Source organism: Sphingomonas sp. 10B4 (assembly GCF_035019905.1).
In the GTDB taxonomy this organism is placed as follows: domain Bacteria; phylum Pseudomonadota; class Alphaproteobacteria; order Sphingomonadales; family Sphingomonadaceae; genus Sphingomonas; species Sphingomonas glacialis.
In genome coordinates this window covers 59,660-74,236 of record NZ_JASJVC010000003.1, presented here as the reverse complement: position 1 = coordinate 74,236, position 14,577 = coordinate 59,660, and the positions used below count along the sequence as shown (strand labels likewise).

11 protein-coding genes are annotated in these 14,577 nt (G+C 67.6%); 5 read left to right on the top strand and 6 right to left on the bottom strand.

Annotated elements, in window-relative coordinates; genetic code table 11:
* Position 1: 1 nt before the first annotated feature.
* Positions 2-2,542, bottom strand: a complete 2,541-nt coding sequence (hrpB, locus tag QN347_RS01670; protein WP_322162464.1) for an ATP-dependent helicase HrpB — start codon at positions 2,540-2,542, stop codon at positions 2-4.
* Between the two features lie 194 nt (positions 2,543-2,736).
* On the opposite strand from hrpB, the gene QN347_RS01665 reads away from it, so the two are divergent.
* The gene (locus tag QN347_RS01665) at positions 2,737-3,687 is read left to right on the top strand and encodes a cation diffusion facilitator family transporter (RefSeq protein WP_322162466.1); all 951 of its coding nucleotides are present in this window, start codon (positions 2,737-2,739) and stop codon (positions 3,685-3,687) included.
* A 22-nt stretch (positions 3,688-3,709) separates the two neighbouring features.
* Here QN347_RS01665 and QN347_RS01660 read toward each other — a convergent pair whose 3' ends face one another.
* Together QN347_RS01660 and QN347_RS01655 are read right to left on the bottom strand one after the other, a co-directional pair.
* The gene (locus QN347_RS01660; RefSeq protein WP_133186333.1) at positions 3,710-3,898 is read right to left on the bottom strand and encodes a hypothetical protein; all 189 of its coding nucleotides are present in this window, start codon (positions 3,896-3,898) and stop codon (positions 3,710-3,712) included.
* A gap of 104 nt (positions 3,899-4,002) precedes the next feature.
* Positions 4,003-5,019, bottom strand: coding sequence for a polyprenyl synthetase family protein (locus tag QN347_RS01655; protein WP_133186335.1), 1,017 nt, complete (start codon positions 5,017-5,019; stop codon positions 4,003-4,005).
* Between the two features lie 107 nt (positions 5,020-5,126).
* On the opposite strand from QN347_RS01655, the gene QN347_RS01650 reads away from it, so the two are divergent.
* From QN347_RS01650 to QN347_RS01640, 3 genes are all read left to right on the top strand, one after another.
* Positions 5,127-5,411, top strand: a complete 285-nt coding sequence (locus QN347_RS01650) for a chorismate mutase (protein ID WP_133186337.1) — start codon at positions 5,127-5,129, stop codon at positions 5,409-5,411.
* A gap of 94 nt (positions 5,412-5,505) precedes the next feature.
* Positions 5,506-7,119 (top strand): MFS transporter, encoded by a 1,614-nt coding sequence (locus QN347_RS01645; RefSeq protein ID WP_133186339.1) that lies wholly within the window; start codon positions 5,506-5,508, stop codon positions 7,117-7,119.
* A gap of 45 nt (positions 7,120-7,164) precedes the next feature.
* Positions 7,165-8,199 carry an alanine racemase gene (locus QN347_RS01640; RefSeq protein ID WP_322162468.1) on the top strand — a complete coding sequence of 345 codons (1,035 nt, stop codon included), beginning with the start codon at positions 7,165-7,167 and terminating at the stop codon, positions 8,197-8,199.
* 51 nt (positions 8,200-8,250) lie between these two features.
* Here the strand turns inward: QN347_RS01640 and QN347_RS01635 are convergent, their stop codons facing one another.
* The 3 genes from QN347_RS01635 to QN347_RS01625 all read right to left on the bottom strand — a co-directional run bounded on the left by QN347_RS01635 (position 8,251) and on the right by QN347_RS01625 (position 13,897).
* Positions 8,251-11,496 carry a TonB-dependent receptor domain-containing protein gene (locus tag QN347_RS01635; protein WP_322162470.1) on the bottom strand — a complete coding sequence of 1,082 codons (3,246 nt, stop codon included), beginning with the start codon at positions 11,494-11,496 and terminating at the stop codon, positions 8,251-8,253.
* Between the two features lie 194 nt (positions 11,497-11,690).
* Complete coding sequence (locus tag QN347_RS01630; RefSeq protein WP_322162471.1) at positions 11,691-12,863, bottom strand: acetyl-CoA C-acetyltransferase; 1,173 nt, start codon at positions 12,861-12,863, stop codon at positions 11,691-11,693.
* A gap of 29 nt (positions 12,864-12,892) precedes the next feature.
* The gene (locus QN347_RS01625; RefSeq protein ID WP_322162473.1) at positions 12,893-13,897 is read right to left on the bottom strand and encodes an alpha/beta fold hydrolase; all 1,005 of its coding nucleotides are present in this window, start codon (positions 13,895-13,897) and stop codon (positions 12,893-12,895) included.
* 95 nt (positions 13,898-13,992) lie between these two features.
* Between QN347_RS01625 and phaR the strand changes: the two genes are divergently transcribed.
* A complete protein-coding gene (gene phaR, locus QN347_RS01620) occupies positions 13,993-14,574 on the top strand; it encodes a polyhydroxyalkanoate synthesis repressor PhaR (RefSeq protein ID WP_133186349.1) in 582 nt (193 codons plus the stop codon).
* The last annotated feature ends 3 nt before the right edge of the window (positions 14,575-14,577 follow it).

Here is a 14,577-nt window from a genome sequence, read left to right as displayed (position 1 = left end):
CTTATCGTGCTTCTTGGCGCCGCGCATCTGCGTTTTTCGTGCGCAGCGTTGCAGAGGCGGCGGCGGGGTCGTCGGGCCAGGGGTGGCGCGGGTAACGACCGCGCATTTCCTTGGCCACCGCCGACCAGCTGCCCGCCCAGAAACCCGGCAAATCGCGCGTCGTCTGGATCGGCCGGCCGCCGGGCGAGGTAAGGCTGAGCACCAGCGCCACGCGCCCGCCCGCGATCATCGGGTGCGTTGCGAGCCCGAACAGCGTCTGTGGGCGCAGCTCGACGCGCGGGCCACCTTCGGCATCGTAATCGATCGGGTGGGTCGACCCGGCGGGGCTGGTGAAGTGCGTCGGCGCGAGGCGCTCGATCGTCTTCAGCGCGTCCCAGCCGATCAGGGTGCGCAGCGCTTCGGTCAGCGCGCCGGGATCGATCGCGTCGAGCCGGCGCTTGCCCGTCAGCAGCGGGACGAGCCATTCGTCGGCGCGCGCGAGCAACGCCGCGTCGTCGAGCGCGAGTTCGGCGCCGCCATGCTCCTGCGCAAAGGCGGCGCGGTGGCGCAGCGCGAGCGCGGCGTCGCTCCACGGGAGGCGGGCGAGGCCGGTCGCGTGGACTCCTTCGAGCAGCGCCGCGGCGATGGCATCGGGGTCGGCGTTCGAATCGGGGCCGCTCGACAGCCGCAGCGCGCCGAGCCGGCGTTCGCGCAACGCCCGGATGCCGCCGGTCGCGGGGTCGAAGGCGACGGTGCGATGCGTCGCGATCCGCTCGCCGAACAGCGTCTCGATCGTGGCGAGGTCGATCGCGGCGGCCGAGAGGATGCGCGCGCCCGACGCCATGCCTTGGGTCTCGGCGACGGCGAGCCACTCTTCGCGCGCGAGACTGCTGGTCGGATCGAGCTTGAACCCGCGTCCGCCGACCGAAGCCCAGGTTTCGCCCGAGCTGTCGCGGCGGCGCGCAATGCGATCGGGGAAGGCGAGCGCGATAGCGATGGCTTCTTGTCCCTCTCCCGCTTGCGGGATGGGGCTGGGGGGTGGGCTCGCGCTTTCGCCGTTCGCGCTGGTTGAAAGCGCGCGCCCACCCCCAGCCCCTCCCGCAAGCAGGAGGGGAGCAAGTTGGCTCCACCGTTTCGCAAGTTTCCGCCCCGCTTCCGCGCGTGGCCCGCGCTCGCTGCGCCAGCGGCGGCGGCGCGTTTCGAGATCGACGTCATTGCCGCCAAGTCCGCGCTCGCCGAGCAGCACCGCGACCTCGGCCGCGACATCGGCCAGACCAAGCTCCCCCGCCCGCACCAGCATGTGCCCAAGCCGCGGCGCGAGCGGCAGCCGCGCGATCGCATGGCCATGCGGCGTCGGGCGCCCATCCGCATCGAGCGCGTCGAGCGCCGCGAGCCGCGTGCGCGCTTCCTGCACCGCCGCCTCGGGCGGCGGATCGAGCCAGCGCAACTGCCGCGGATCGGCGACGCCCCACAGCGCGCAGTCGAGCGTCAGCGCCGACAGATCGGCCTCGAGGATCTCGGGCGGGTCGAAGCGCGGCAGCCCGGCGGTCGCGGCTTCCTCCCACAGCCGATACGCCACCCCCGGCGTCTGGCGCGCGGCGCGGCCCGCACGTTGCGTGACCGCGGCCTGGCTCGCGCGTTCGGTGACGAGCCGCGTCATCCCCGCGGCACGATCATAGCGCGGGCGGCGCGCGAGGCCCGAATCGATCACCACCGCGATCCCGTCGAGCGTCAGGCTGGTCTCGGCGATCGACGTCGCGAGCACGACCTTGCGGCGCCCCGCGGCGTCGGGCGCGATCGCGGCGCGCTGCGCTGCGGGGTCGAGGCTGCCATGGAGCTTGTGGAGCACGATGCCCTCGCCGAGCCCGTCGAGCCGTTCGGCGGTGCGCTCGATCTCGGCGACGCCCGGCAGGAAGGCGAGGACTCCGCCCTTCTCCTCGCGCAGCGCGAGCCGCACCGCGCCCGCGACCGAATCCTCGATCCGCGCCTCGGCCGCACGGCCGAGATGGCGCAGCGTGAGCGGGTGCATCCGCCCCGCGCTCTCGATCACCGGCGCGCCCTCCATCAGCCCCGAGAAGCGCGCGCCGTCGAGCGTCGCCGACATCGCGACGACCCGCAGATCGGGGCGCAGCCCGGCTTGCGCATCGAGCGCGAGCGCGAGCCCGAAATCGCTGTCGAGGCTGCGCTCATGGACTTCGTCGAACAGCACCGCCGAGACGCCCGCCAGTTCGGGATCGTTCTGGATGCGCGCGACGAAGATGCCCTCGGTTACGACGGTTACGCGGGTCGCCGCCGAACGCTTCGAATCCATCCGCGTGGCATAGCCGAAGGTCTGGCCGACGGGCTGGCCGGCGGTCGCCGCCATGCGCTCGGCCGCGGCGCGCGCGGCGAGACGGCGTGGCGAAAGCAGCAGGATCTTGCCGCTGCACCACGCTTCGCCAAGCAAAGCGGGCGCGACGGCGGTGGTCTTGCCCGCGCCCGGCGGCGCGACGAGGACGGCGTTGCTCGCGTCGCGCAGCCGCGCGAGCAGATCGGGCAGGACGGCGTGGATCGGCAGCGTCATGCCAAACACCGCAGATGGGGAAGAAGGAGGGTGGCCACGATACGCAGCGCCTTGCCCGATCGCGCGCCACGGGGACAGCGCGATATCGTGCGATCGATCGACGCATGGCGAGGGAACTGCGGCGGCATTCCCAACGTCCTAGTATATCCCGCAATCGCGATGCTAGGCGGACGTCCAGAGTTTCGGAGATCGTCGTGGCCGGCCATTCGCATCATCATCACGGGCATTCGCATGGCGCAGGCCATAGCCATGCCGGGCACGACCACGGTCCGCCCGCCGCTGGCCACGACCGGGCGTTCGCGATCGGCATCACGCTCAACCTCGGCTTCATCGTCGCCGAAGTCGTGTTCGGGCTGATCGCGGGGTCGGTCGCGCTGCTCGCGGATGCCGGGCACAATCTGTCCGACGTGCTCGGGCTCGGCGCGGCCTGGGCGGCGATCGCGCTCGGGCGGCGCGCGGCGTCGAAGCGCTTCACCTATGGGCTCAAGGGTTCGACGATCCTCGCCGCCTTGCTCAACGCGCTGCTGCTGCTCGTCGCGCTCGGGGCGATCGTGCTCGAGGCGGTGCAGCGGATCGCGACGCCCGCGCCGGTCGACGGGCCGACCGTCGCCTGGGTCGCGGGCGCGGGGATTGTCGTGAATGGGGTGACCGCGTTGCTGTTCATGCGCGGCCGCAAGGGCGACCTCAACATCCGCGGCGCGTATCTCCACATGCTGAGCGATGCGATGGTGTCGGCGGGGGTCGTCGTGTCGGGGCTGGTGATCTGGCTCTCGGGGGCGACCTGGATCGATCCGATCGTCAGCATCGTCATCGCGGTGCTGATCTTCCTGCAGACCTGGGGCTTGCTCCGCGAATCGGTCGAGATGGCGCTGGCGGCGGTGCCGCGGAGCATCGATTCGGACGCGGTGTGGGAAGAATTGCGCGAGCTGCCGGGCGTCGCGCGGGTGCATCACGTCCATATCTGGCCGATGAGCACGACCGAGACCGTGCTGACCGCGCATCTCGTCATGCCCGGCGGGCATCCGGGCGATGCCTTCCTCGACCGCGCGCGGACGATGCTCAAGGCGCATTTCGGGATCGGCCATGCGACGTTGCAAGTCGAACTCGACGGGGCCGACGCGACCGAGCCGAAGCTCGGCTGCTAACCGCCGGGGGCGGCGTCGCGCGTCAGTGCTTGAACATCGCCACCACGGCGTCGAACAGCGTCGCGCCGGCAAGCGGGCCGACCAAGAGCATCACGAGATTGAAACCGATGATCCAGGCGGTGATCGACTCGGCGCGTTTGTTCTGCCGTGGCGCGGGCTTTGGCGCCGGGGGCTCGGGTGGGCTCCACTGGTTCTGGAAATCGACGAACATACTCGATCCTCTTGTTGCGATCGTCCGCTCGACGTCCAACCGCGCCGCCACTATGCGCCTTTCCGTGGCATTGGAAAGATCGAAAGGCCGACCGGGCGCGCGGCTTAGTAGGCGCGCGCGATCGCGAATTCGACGGCTTCGACCATTGCGTCCTTGGCCTTGCCGTTGGCGAAGATCGCCAGCGCATCGATCGCGCGCTGGCCGTAATGGCGCGCCCGTGCGAGCGTGTCGTCGACCGCGCGCGTCGCCCGAACGAGCTCGATCGCACGCTCGAAATCCGCGTCGCTGTTGCGATGCCCTTCGATCGCCGCCTTCCAGAACACGCGGTCCTCCGGATTGCCGCGCGCATAAGCGAGAATCACCGGAAGCGTCGCCTTGCCTTCGCGGAAATCGTCGCCGGCATCCTTGCCCATCGTGCCCGCGTCGGAGACATAGTCGATCGCATCGTCGACCAGCTGGAACGCGATGCCGAGGTTGCGGCCGTACGAATCGAGCGCGAGTTCTTCGGCCTCGGGGCGCTCGGCGACGACCGCAGAGACGCGGCAGGCCGCGGCGAACAACGCGGCGGTCTTCGCGCCGATGATGTCGAGATAGCGTTCCTCGGGCGTGTCGATCCGGCGCGCGGCGGTGAGCTGGTTGACCTCGCCCTCGGCGATGATCGCGCTCGCGCCCGCGAGGATCCCGAGCACTTTCAGCGATCCGTCCTCGACCATCAGCTCGAACGAGCGGCTGAACAGGAAATCGCCGACGAGCACGCTCGCCGGGTTGCCCCAGATGAGGTTGGCGGTGCGCTTCCCGCGGCGCAGATCGGATCCGTCGACGACATCGTCGTGGAGCAGCGTGGCGGTGTGGATGAACTCGACCGCGGCGGCGAGGCGGTGATGCCGCGTGCCCGAATAGCTCAGCAGCCGTGCGCTCGCGAGCGTCAGCATCGGGCGCATCCGCTTGCCGCCGCCGGCGATCAAATGGCCGGCGAGTTCGGGGATCAGCGGAATCTCGGACTGCATCCGCGACAGGATCACGGCATTGACCATGTTCATGTCGCCGGTGACGAGTTGCACCATCGGCTCCAGCGAGGGCTGGGCGCGGCTCGGATCGAGGCGGAGAAGGGTGGCGCTCATGTGGCGTGCGATGTGGCCGCGCGCGCGCCCAAAGGCAAGCGTTTCCCGGCTTGCATGGGCCCTCCCGTGCCCGCAATAGGGCGAGGACATCAGATGGGGAGCAATCGGTGGCCGACGAGACGCTGAACGGATACCGCCAGAGCATCGACAATATCGATGCGGCGCTGGTCTTTCTGCTCGCCGAGCGCTTCAAGACGACGCAGGCGGTCGGGCGCTACAAGGCGTCCGCTGGGTTGCCGCCCGCCGATCCGGGGCGTGAGGAATCGCAGATCGCGCGGCTGCGCGGGCTCGCCAAGCAAGCCGATCTCGACCCCGATTTCAGCGAGAAGTTCCTGCGCTTCATCATCGACGAAGTGATCCGCCATCACGAGCGCGTGCGCGACGCCGGATAACCGCTGCGCGCCGGGCTGGCGGGATGCGTCTTGCCGCACGGGCGAAACCGCTTATCGTCGCGCCGGACCCGAAGCATGGGTGGGGATGGTGAGAATGGCGACGATCTTGGCGAGCGATGTGGGGCCGGACGTGCCGGTGACGCCGAGCCGCAAGGACATCCAGCTCATCATCACTGCCTCGTCGCTCGGCACGATCTTCGAATGGTATGATTTCTTCATCTACGGCACTCTGGCGGCCTCGGGGATCATCGGGCGGACCTTCTTTCCCGCGCAAAGCGAGCTGCTCCAGACGCTCTACGCCTGGGCGGGGTTTGCGGTCGGGTTCGGCTTTCGCCCGCTCGGCGCGATCCTGTTCGGCTTTCTCGGCGACAAGCTCGGGCGCAAATATACCTTCCTCGTCACGATCACGCTGATGGGCCTCGCCACCGCCGGAGTCGGCCTGGTGCCGAGCGCGGCGACGATCGGGCTCGCCGCGCCGTTCGTCGTGATCGGACTGCGAATCCTGCAGGGGCTCGCGCTCGGCGGTGAATATGGCGGCGCGGCGATCTATGTCGCCGAGCATTCGCCACCCGGGCGCAGCGGCTATTTCACCAGCTTCATTCAAGCGAGTGTGGCTGGCGGATTCATCCTCAGCCTCGCCGTCGTGTTGCTCGCCAAGGCGCTGATGCCGGCAGGAATGTGGGACGCATGGGGCTGGCGCGTGCCGTTCGTCTTCTCGCTCGTGCTGCTCGGCGTGTCGCTGTGGATGCGGCTCAAACTGTCCGAAAGCCCGGTGTTCAAGCAAATGAAGGCGGCGGGCGAGACCGCCAAGAACCCGTTCACCGAAAGCTTCACCTATCCCGGCAACCTCAAGCGGCTGTTCGTCGCGCTGTTCGGCATCGCCGCCGGGCTGACCGTGATCTGGTACACCGCGATGTTCACCGTGCTGTCGTTCCTGCAAGGCACGATGCGCGTCCAGGAAACCGCCGCCCAGTTGATCGTCGGGTTCGGCGCGCTCGGCGGGCTTGGGTTCTTCGTGCTGTTCGGCTGGCTGTCGGACCGAGTCGGGCGCAAGACGCCGATCGTGATCGGCTATGCGCTGACGCTCGTGCTGCTCTTTCCGATCTTCTGGGTGATGGGCAGCGCCGCCAACCCCGAACTCGCGCATGCCGCCAAGCGCGCGCCCGTCGTCGTGTCGGGGCCTGCGTGCCAATACGACCTGTTCCCGGCCAAGCCGACCGAATGCCGCCGCTTGCTCGACTATCTGTCGAAAAAGGGCGTGCCGTATACCAAGGCGCACACCCCGGTGACGCTGGTGCTGATCGGCGGCGTGGGCGTCGACGATCTCAGCGATGCCGGGCTCGATGCCGCGCTCGCGAACGGCGGGTACGATCTGCGCCCGGTCGTGCCGTCGCCGGGCAATATCGTGTTGATCCTGCTCGCGATCCTTGCGCTCAGCGCGCTCGCCGGAATCACTTATGGCCCGGTCGCCGCCTTGCTGTCGGAAATGTTTCCGCCGCGGATCCGCTACAGCTCGATGTCGATCCCCTATCATTTCGGCACCGGCTATTTCGGCGGCTTCCTGCCGCTGATCAGCCAGGTGATCGTCGCGCGCACGGGCAATCCCTATGCCGGGCTGTGGTACACGATCGCGGTGGTGGCGATGGCGCTGGTCGTCACGCTCTATGGCCTCGAGGAAAGCAAGCCGGGCCGGGCGAGCGCCGACTGAACGCCGGGCTGGCGCGTGCCTGCCGCGGCGGCTAACCGCTCTGGCATGACCGATGCTCCGCTCCGCCTCCGCCTCGACACCGCCGCGCTCGTCGCGAACTGGCGCGCGCTCGACGCGCTGAGCGGCGCGGCGGCGTGCGGCGCGGCGATCAAGGCCGATGGCTATGGCCTCGGCGCGGCGGGTGTCGCCGAGCGCCTGGCGGGCGCGGGATGCCGCGATTTCTTCGTCGCGAGCTGGGGCGAGGCCGAGCGTCTCGCCGGGCTCGGCTTCGACATCGCCGTGCTGCACGGCGTGCGCGCCGAGGACATGGCGGCCGCCACGAGCGTTATCGCGCGCCCGGTGCTCAATACCGCAGCGCACGTCGCGCGCTGGCGCGAGAGTGGCGGCGGGCGGTGCGACGTGATGGTCGATACCGGGATGAACCGGCTCGGCGTATCGATCGCCGAGGTCGCAAGCGGGCTGCTCGATGGCCTGGCGATCGACACGCTGATGAGCCATCTCGCGTGCGCCGACGAGGACAGCGCGATGAATGCGCGGCAGGCAGCGGCGTTGCGCGGGCTCGGCGGGCGCACCGCCGCACGGCGGCTGAGCCTCGCCAATTCGGCGGGAATCGCGCTTGGCGCCGACTATGCCTTCGACCTCACGCGACCCGGGCTTGCGCTCTACGGGGGCGTGCCGCGCGGCGAACTGGCGGGCGTGGTCGGGCAAGTCGTGACCCCCGAAGCGCAGATCCTCCAGCGCCGTACCCTCCAGGCGGGCGATTCGATCGGCTATAATGCGCAGTTCACGGCCACGGCGCCGCTCGAGGTGGCAATCCTCAATATCGGTTATGCCGACGGCTATTGGCGCGGGTTCAGCAATGCCGGCGCCGCGCGCGCCGGTGCTGCCGCGCTGCCGGTGATCGGCCGCGTGTCGATGGATCTGACGGCGATCTCGGTCGCGGCGGCGCCGGAGCTCGGCGAGGGCGATTGGGTCGCGCTCGACTATGCGTTGCCGGCGGCAGCGGCCGCCGCGGGCATGTCGCAATATGAGCTGCTGACGGGGTTGGGGCAGCGGTTCGAAAGGCGCTGGACCGCATAAAAAAAGGGGCCGCGAAAGCGACCCCTTTTCCTCAGGTTGGATGTGTTTCGATCAGAATTTGAACTCGGCACCCGCATAGAAGAAGCGGCCGGTGTTCGGATAGATCGCGTCGTTGCCCGTGCCCGTAAGATCGTACGGCGGCAGCTTGTTGGTGAGGTTGTCGACGCCGGCGTAGAAGCGGTACTTGTCGGTCGCGTTCACGCCCAGACGAAGGCTGTGGTAGACGATCGGGTTATAGTACACGAACGGACGCGCGTCGGGGTTGGTCGGAGTCCGGCCCTGCGAAGTGAAGAACGTTTCATAGGAAAGCCCCGAAACGATCTGCTTGCCGACGTAGCGCGCATTGTAGTTCAGGTCGACCGGGCCCCATTTGCCGTTGATCGTGAACTGACCCTGCCACTTCGGATCGCCGAGCGTGCTGTCGATCCGGTCGTAGCGGTTGGGTTCGGTGATGTAGGTGTATTGCAGACGATCCATCACATAGCTGACCTGCAGGCGCAGATTGAGCTGCAGGTTGCTGCGGAACGCATGGACATAGGCTGCGTCGAAATCGAGGCCGCGCGTTGCCAGCTTGGCGAAGTTGAACGGCTGGTTGATGAAGCCGTTGCCGTTGCCCGCCAGTCCGAAGGTGAACTGCGACGTGTCGATCGTGCGCGAGGTCTGTCCGTTGAAGGTCTGGTTGGTAACCGGATCGGTCGTCGTGCGGCGGAAGACGGCGGCGCAGAACGTGTTGTTGATGCCGCCCGGATCGTCATAGCAGCGGTTGATGATCGCCTGGCCGGTAAGGCCGGAGATCACGTTCTTCACGCGGATGTTGTAGTAGGTGACCTTGAAGTTGAGGCCGGGAATATAGTGCGGCGCATAGTTCATGCTGGTCGTGAAGCTCAGGCCGACTTCAGGCGAGAGGTTGGGGTTGCCCTGGTTCACACCGGCAACACCTGATGCCGACTGGTTGGTCCACGGCTTCACCAGAGTCGCGCCCGATGCCGGATCGACGAAGGTGATGCTGGTCGGGATACCGGCCGCCGCGCAGTTCTTCACACGGTTCGGACCGGCGTTGATGTTGTTGCCCGAGTTGGTGCCACCCGCCTGGTCGCACGGATCGGTCAGGCCGTTGGCGAAGGTGGTCGCCGCGGTCGCATAGAGGTTGGACAGGTTCGGTGCGCGGACCGAGCGTGCCAAGGTCGCGTTGAAGGTCAGGTCGCGGACCGGCGAGTAGATCACACCGGCATTCCATGCGACGACCGAACCGACCGTGCCGCCGTAATCGGACACGCGGCCAGCGCCTTCGATCGTCAACTCGCGGATGAGCGGCAGATTGGCGAGGACCGGTAGGCGAAGCTCGCCATAGAGTTCCTTGATCTCGACCTTGTTCGGATCGAACGTCGCCGCCGGGTTGAGGAAGGTCGCGCCCGACGCGGTGACCGGATCCTGGCCCGAGAACGCATCCTCGCTGCGATATTCGGCACCGATCGAGAAGCCGACCGGGCCGCCGGGCAGCTTGAAGAAGCCGCTCGAATCGCCCGAGAGGAATGCCGTTGCGTCGATTTCCTCGGCCCACTGGTTCCGCGTCGAGGTGTAGAGCGTGTAGTTGAGGGCGCGCTGGTCGAAGGCGCCCTGGCCGAACAGGTTCAATGGAACGCAGGCCGCGTCGTCGTTGGTCGTGCTGGCATCGGCATTGACCGCGCAGACGATCTTCTGGCCGGTCGAATTGTTGACGAAGTTGCTCCCGGCATAGCCGGTCGGTGCGACAACCGCGTTCACCGCCTTGCCGTAGTTCGCGATCAGGACGTTGCCGCCCGTGCGATAGTAGTTTTCGGTGCGACCGTAGTTGCCGGCGATCTCGTAGTGGAGATTGCCCTTCTCGCTGATGTCGCCCTGCACGCCGAGAACGGCGCGGTAGGTCTGCCGCTTATGGAATTCGGCGCGCGTGCCGAAATCGTTGTTGAAGCGGTTGAGCGTGAACGACGTGGCGCCCGGGGCGAGGATCGTCTGCAGCGTCGAGCGCGATGCGGCGGAGAGGAACGGGTTGTTGATGCTGAACGTCGAGGTCAGCGTACCACCCGTGAAGCTCGGCTGGGTCGATTGCTGCTCGACATCGACCTTGACGTAGGTCGCCTCGAGGAACGGCTTGAAGGCGGGTGAGAAATCGCCGCTCAACATCAGGTTCGCAACATAGCGATCCTGGCTCGGCAGCAACATCGCATCTTCGACGCCCGTCGCGGTCAAGCCGCGGAGAATCCCGCCGCCGATCGCGCGATTGTCGACAATGTTGCTGTCCTTCTGCAGCGAACCGTCAGGCTGGAACACGTAGTTGTACGCGAGCGGGGCGCCGGTCGGCGTGGTCTGCCCGGTGCAGATCGCGGCGCGCTGCGCGGCATTTGCCGTGGTCGCGGTGCCCGGGCAGGTCGTCACGACGGTACCGCCGATCGAGCGGTTGCCGAAGACGATGCCGCTCGACACGAACGAGGTGTTCGGAATGCCGTCGAAGTTGCGGTTCGGCGCGGTGGTGATCTGCGTCGTGATGAACCCGGGCGTTCCCGTGAACGCGCCCAGATAATCGCGATCGGCATAGAAGACCGAGTTTGCGCGCGTATATTCGCCCGACACGGTGAGGTTCACCCGACCGTCGAGGAAGTTATGGCCGGCGATGCCGCTGATCAGGTAGGTGCCGCGGTCGCCATAGGTGGTCGTGCCGCCCTGTGCGCGAATCCGCACGCCGTCATAGTTCTTGCGCAGCACGAAGTTGACGACGCCCGCGATCGCATCCGAACCGTAGATCGCCGAATTGCCGCCGGTGACGAGATCGACGCGTTCGACCAGATCGTACGGAATCGTGCTGACGTCGGGCGTGTAGCTGCCGGGAACGGCGGTCACGACGCGACGGCCGTTGACGAGCGTCAGCGTGCGCGCAGTACCGAGGCCGCGCAGATCGAGCAGGCTGAGGCCCGCGGTGCCGATGCTGCCGGTCGAGTTCGCCTGGCTGAAGGTCGAGCGGAGCTGCGGGAGCTGGTTGAGCGCGTCGCCGAGCGAAACGTCGCCGCGCGCACCGAGCAGTTCGACCGCCGAGATCGCCGTGACCGGAACCGATTGGTCGAGCTTGCGGACCCGGATGCGCGAACCGGTGACGACGATATCTTCAGGGCCCTGGTTCGCCGCCGAAGCGTCGTCGGCAGCAAGCGAGCCTGGTGGTGTGGCAGGTGCCGGCTCGGGAGGTGCGGTTTGAGCGGCGGCAGGCAAAGCGATAACGAGCGACACGCCGGTAAGGGCGCTCGCAGACAACAGTCTGAGCTTCATCGATAGTTCCCCATTTCCGGGCGGCGGTTCCGCCTGCCCGGTTGGGGGTAACAAATAAGAAATGTAGGTCCGGCGCAACCCCTACATTTCACAAACCTGAACCAAAGCTGACAGTTTGTTAAACATGTGACCAAAGTGTCACATCCGTCATGCTTTCAAAAAAATTGTTGTCCCAGCGCAACGGTTTTTGGGTCTTACCGCTCGACGCAGACCGCAATTCCCATTCCGCCGCCAATACAAAGCGTTGCCAGACCCTTCCGAACATCGCGCTTGGCCATCTCGTATAGCAGCGTCGTCAGCACGCGCGCGCCCGAGGCGCCGATCGGGTGGCCGATCGCGATCGCACCGCCGTTGACGTTGACGCGCTCGGGATCCCAGCCGAGTTCCTTGCCGACCGACAGCGCCTGCGCGGCAAACGCTTCGTTCGCTTCGATCAGGTCGAGATCGCCAATGCTCCACCCGGCCTTTTCGAGCGCGCGGCGAGTCGCCGGGACGGGGCCGATTCCCATGATCGACGGATCGACCCCGGCCGACGCCCAGCTCGCGATCCGTGCGAGGATCGGGCTTCCACGCGTCTCGGCCTCGGCGCGCGTCATCAGCACGAGCGCGGCGGCGCCGTCGTTGAGGCCGCTCGCGTTCGCCGCGGTGACGGTGCCGTCCTTCTTGAACGCCGGGCGCAGGCCGGCAACGCTCTCGAGCGTCGCCCCGGCGCGGATATATTCGTCGTCCGCGACGATCGTGTCGCCCTTGCGCCCCTTGATCGTGACGGGCGCGATCTCGTCGCGGAAGCGCCCAGCGGTGCGCGCGGCTTCGGCGAGGTTCTGCGAGCGGACCGCGAACACGTCCTGTGCCTCGCGCGAGATCTGGTACTGCTCGGCGAGATTCTCGGCAGTGATGCCCATGTGATAGTTGTTGAACACGTCGGTCAGCCCGTCGCTGATCATCGTGTCGACCAGCGTGACGTTGCCCATCTTGGTACCGCCCCGCAGGTTCTGTGCGTGCGCGCTGAGCGACATCGATTCCTGCCCGCCCGCGACCATGATGCGCGCATCGCCGCAAGCGATCGACTGCGCCGCCAGCGCCACCGCGCGCAAGCCCGAACCGCACACCTGGTTGACGCCCCAGGCGGGGATTTCCTTGGGTACGCCCGCTGCCATCGCCGCCTGGCGCGCCGGGTTCTGCCCCTGGCCGGCAGTGAGCACTTGGCCGAGAATGACCTCGGAGACTTCGTCACCCGCGACGCCGGCCTGCGCGAGCGCTGCCTCGATCGCGATCCGGCCGAGCTCGTGCGCCGGCGTTCCGGCGAACGCGCCGAGGAAGCTGCCGACGGGCGTGCGCTTGGCGGCGGTGATGACGATGTCCTGCATGGCTCTGCTCCGGCGGTAAGGTTTGGGGGCTATTTAGCGGGGGGCAGGGCGTTTAACCACCCCGCCAGCGGTTCCCACATTTGCGCGCGGGCGCCGCTGCCGACGATCATCCCGACATGCCCCGCGCCGAGATCATGGCGGTCGGGGAGATCGGCGGCGGTGGCGGCGGGCACGATACGGTCGTTGCGCGAGACGAAATCGACGCTCGGGCAGCGCAGCGCCGTGGGGGTGATCGTCGTGCCCGTGATCCGCCAGGCGCCGCTGCCGGGAATGTCGCGGGCGATACAGTCCTCGAACAGCTGGCGTCCGGCGGCATAGGGCAGGGGGGCGCCGCCATTCGCCCAATCCTCCATCGCGATGAAGCGCTGCGCCGCGGCGCTGTCGGGGTCGAGCGCGGCGAACGACTCGTATTTGGCGACCGTCCGCGCCGGATCGAGTCGCCAGAAGCCCGATTGCAGCACTTCCATGGGCACGAGCCCCATCGCCTCGCACGCGGGTTTCGCCGACGCCCACAAGCCCGCCATATCCGCGCGCGCGGCTTCGCCGAAGCCCGCGAAATGCCACGGCGCCGCAATCAGCGCCAACCCCGCGACTTCGGTCAGGCACGCCGCGGCGAGCGCCAGCGTCCCGCCGAGGCAATAGCCCACGAGGATCGGCGGCGAGTCGAACTTGGCGATCAGCGGGAGCAGTACGCGCGTGACGTGCGCGTCGAGATCGAGCGCGCGCCCCGCCGGGGCTTGCGTCCCCCAGTCGAGCAGGAAGGGGCGGTGGCCTTGTGCGGCCAGCCAGCGGAGCAGCGAGACGTCGGGCAGTAAATCGAGGATGTGCGGCGGATTGATCAGCGACGGCACGAACACGATCGCGCGCCCGGTCGCGCCCTTCGCGCCGTAATCGCGCAGCCGTGCCTTGCCCTTGCGGTACCGCGCCGGCATCGGCTTGCGCGCGCGACCGCGCGGCGCATCCTGATACGCGCGCAGTCCCGCCAGTGCTGCGACGCGGCGATCGGGATCGGTCGCGGTCTCGGCAAGCAACATTTCGAGGAATAAGGGTAGCGGACGCGGGCCGTGTTGCGATGCGGTAATAATTGGTGGTAGGTTCTGGCCAAACATTCGTCGGGGAGCCCTTCTGCATGAAAAAGACCATTCCGGGCGACGGCCCGGTGACGATCAAGAAGTATGCGAACCGCCGGCTCTACAATACCGAGACGTCTTCCTACATCACCCTCGAACATCTCGCCGCGATGACGCGCGAGGGGCGCGACTTCAAGGTGCTCGACGCGAAGACCGAAGAAGACATCACGCACAACATCCTTACCCAGATCATCATGGAAGAGGAACAGCGCGGCCAGACGATGCTGCCGGTCAACTTCCTGCGCCAGCTGATCGCGATGTATGGCGATTCGATGCAGGCGATGGTGCCGGGCTATCTCGAGGCGTCGATGGACAGCTTCCGCCACAACCAGCAGCAGTTCAAGTCGGCGGTCGAGGGCGCGTTCGCGCAGTCGCCCTTCGCCAACACGCCGTTCGCCGAGATCGCCAAGCAGAACATGGCGATGTTCGAGGCGGCGACCGCGGCGTTCAAGCCCGGCGCGGTGCCGGGCGGGGCGGCCAAGCCTGCTCCGGCTGCCGCGATGAGCAAGGATGACGAGATCGCCGCGCTCAAGGCCGAACTCGGCCGGTTGAACGAGAAGATCGAGAAGCTCGGCGACTGACGC

Excerpts from the sequence above, each read along its gene's own strand:
- hrpB (WP_322162464.1), bottom strand. The coding sequence starts at position 2,542 with ATGACGCTGCCGATCCACGCCGTCCTGCCCGATCTGCTCGCGCGGCTG.
- QN347_RS01660 (WP_133186333.1), bottom strand. The coding sequence starts at position 3,898 with ATGTTCGTCGATTTCCAGAACCAGTGGAGCCCACCCGAGCCCCCGGCG.
- QN347_RS01655 (WP_133186335.1), bottom strand. The coding sequence starts at position 5,019 with ATGAGCGCCACCCTTCTCCGCCTCGATCCGAGCCGCGCCCAGCCCTCG.
- QN347_RS01645 (WP_133186339.1), top strand. The coding sequence starts at position 5,506 with ATGGCGACGATCTTGGCGAGCGATGTGGGGCCGGACGTGCCGGTGACG.
- QN347_RS01640 (WP_322162468.1), top strand. The coding sequence starts at position 7,165 with ATGACCGATGCTCCGCTCCGCCTCCGCCTCGACACCGCCGCGCTCGTC.
- QN347_RS01635 (WP_322162470.1), bottom strand. The coding sequence starts at position 11,496 with ATGAAGCTCAGACTGTTGTCTGCGAGCGCCCTTACCGGCGTGTCGCTC.
- QN347_RS01630 (WP_322162471.1), bottom strand. The coding sequence starts at position 12,863 with ATGCAGGACATCGTCATCACCGCCGCCAAGCGCACGCCCGTCGGCAGC.
- QN347_RS01625 (WP_322162473.1), bottom strand. The coding sequence starts at position 13,897 with ATGTTGCTTGCCGAGACCGCGACCGATCCCGATCGCCGCGTCGCAGCA.
- phaR (WP_133186349.1), top strand. The coding sequence starts at position 13,993 with ATGAAAAAGACCATTCCGGGCGACGGCCCGGTGACGATCAAGAAGTAT.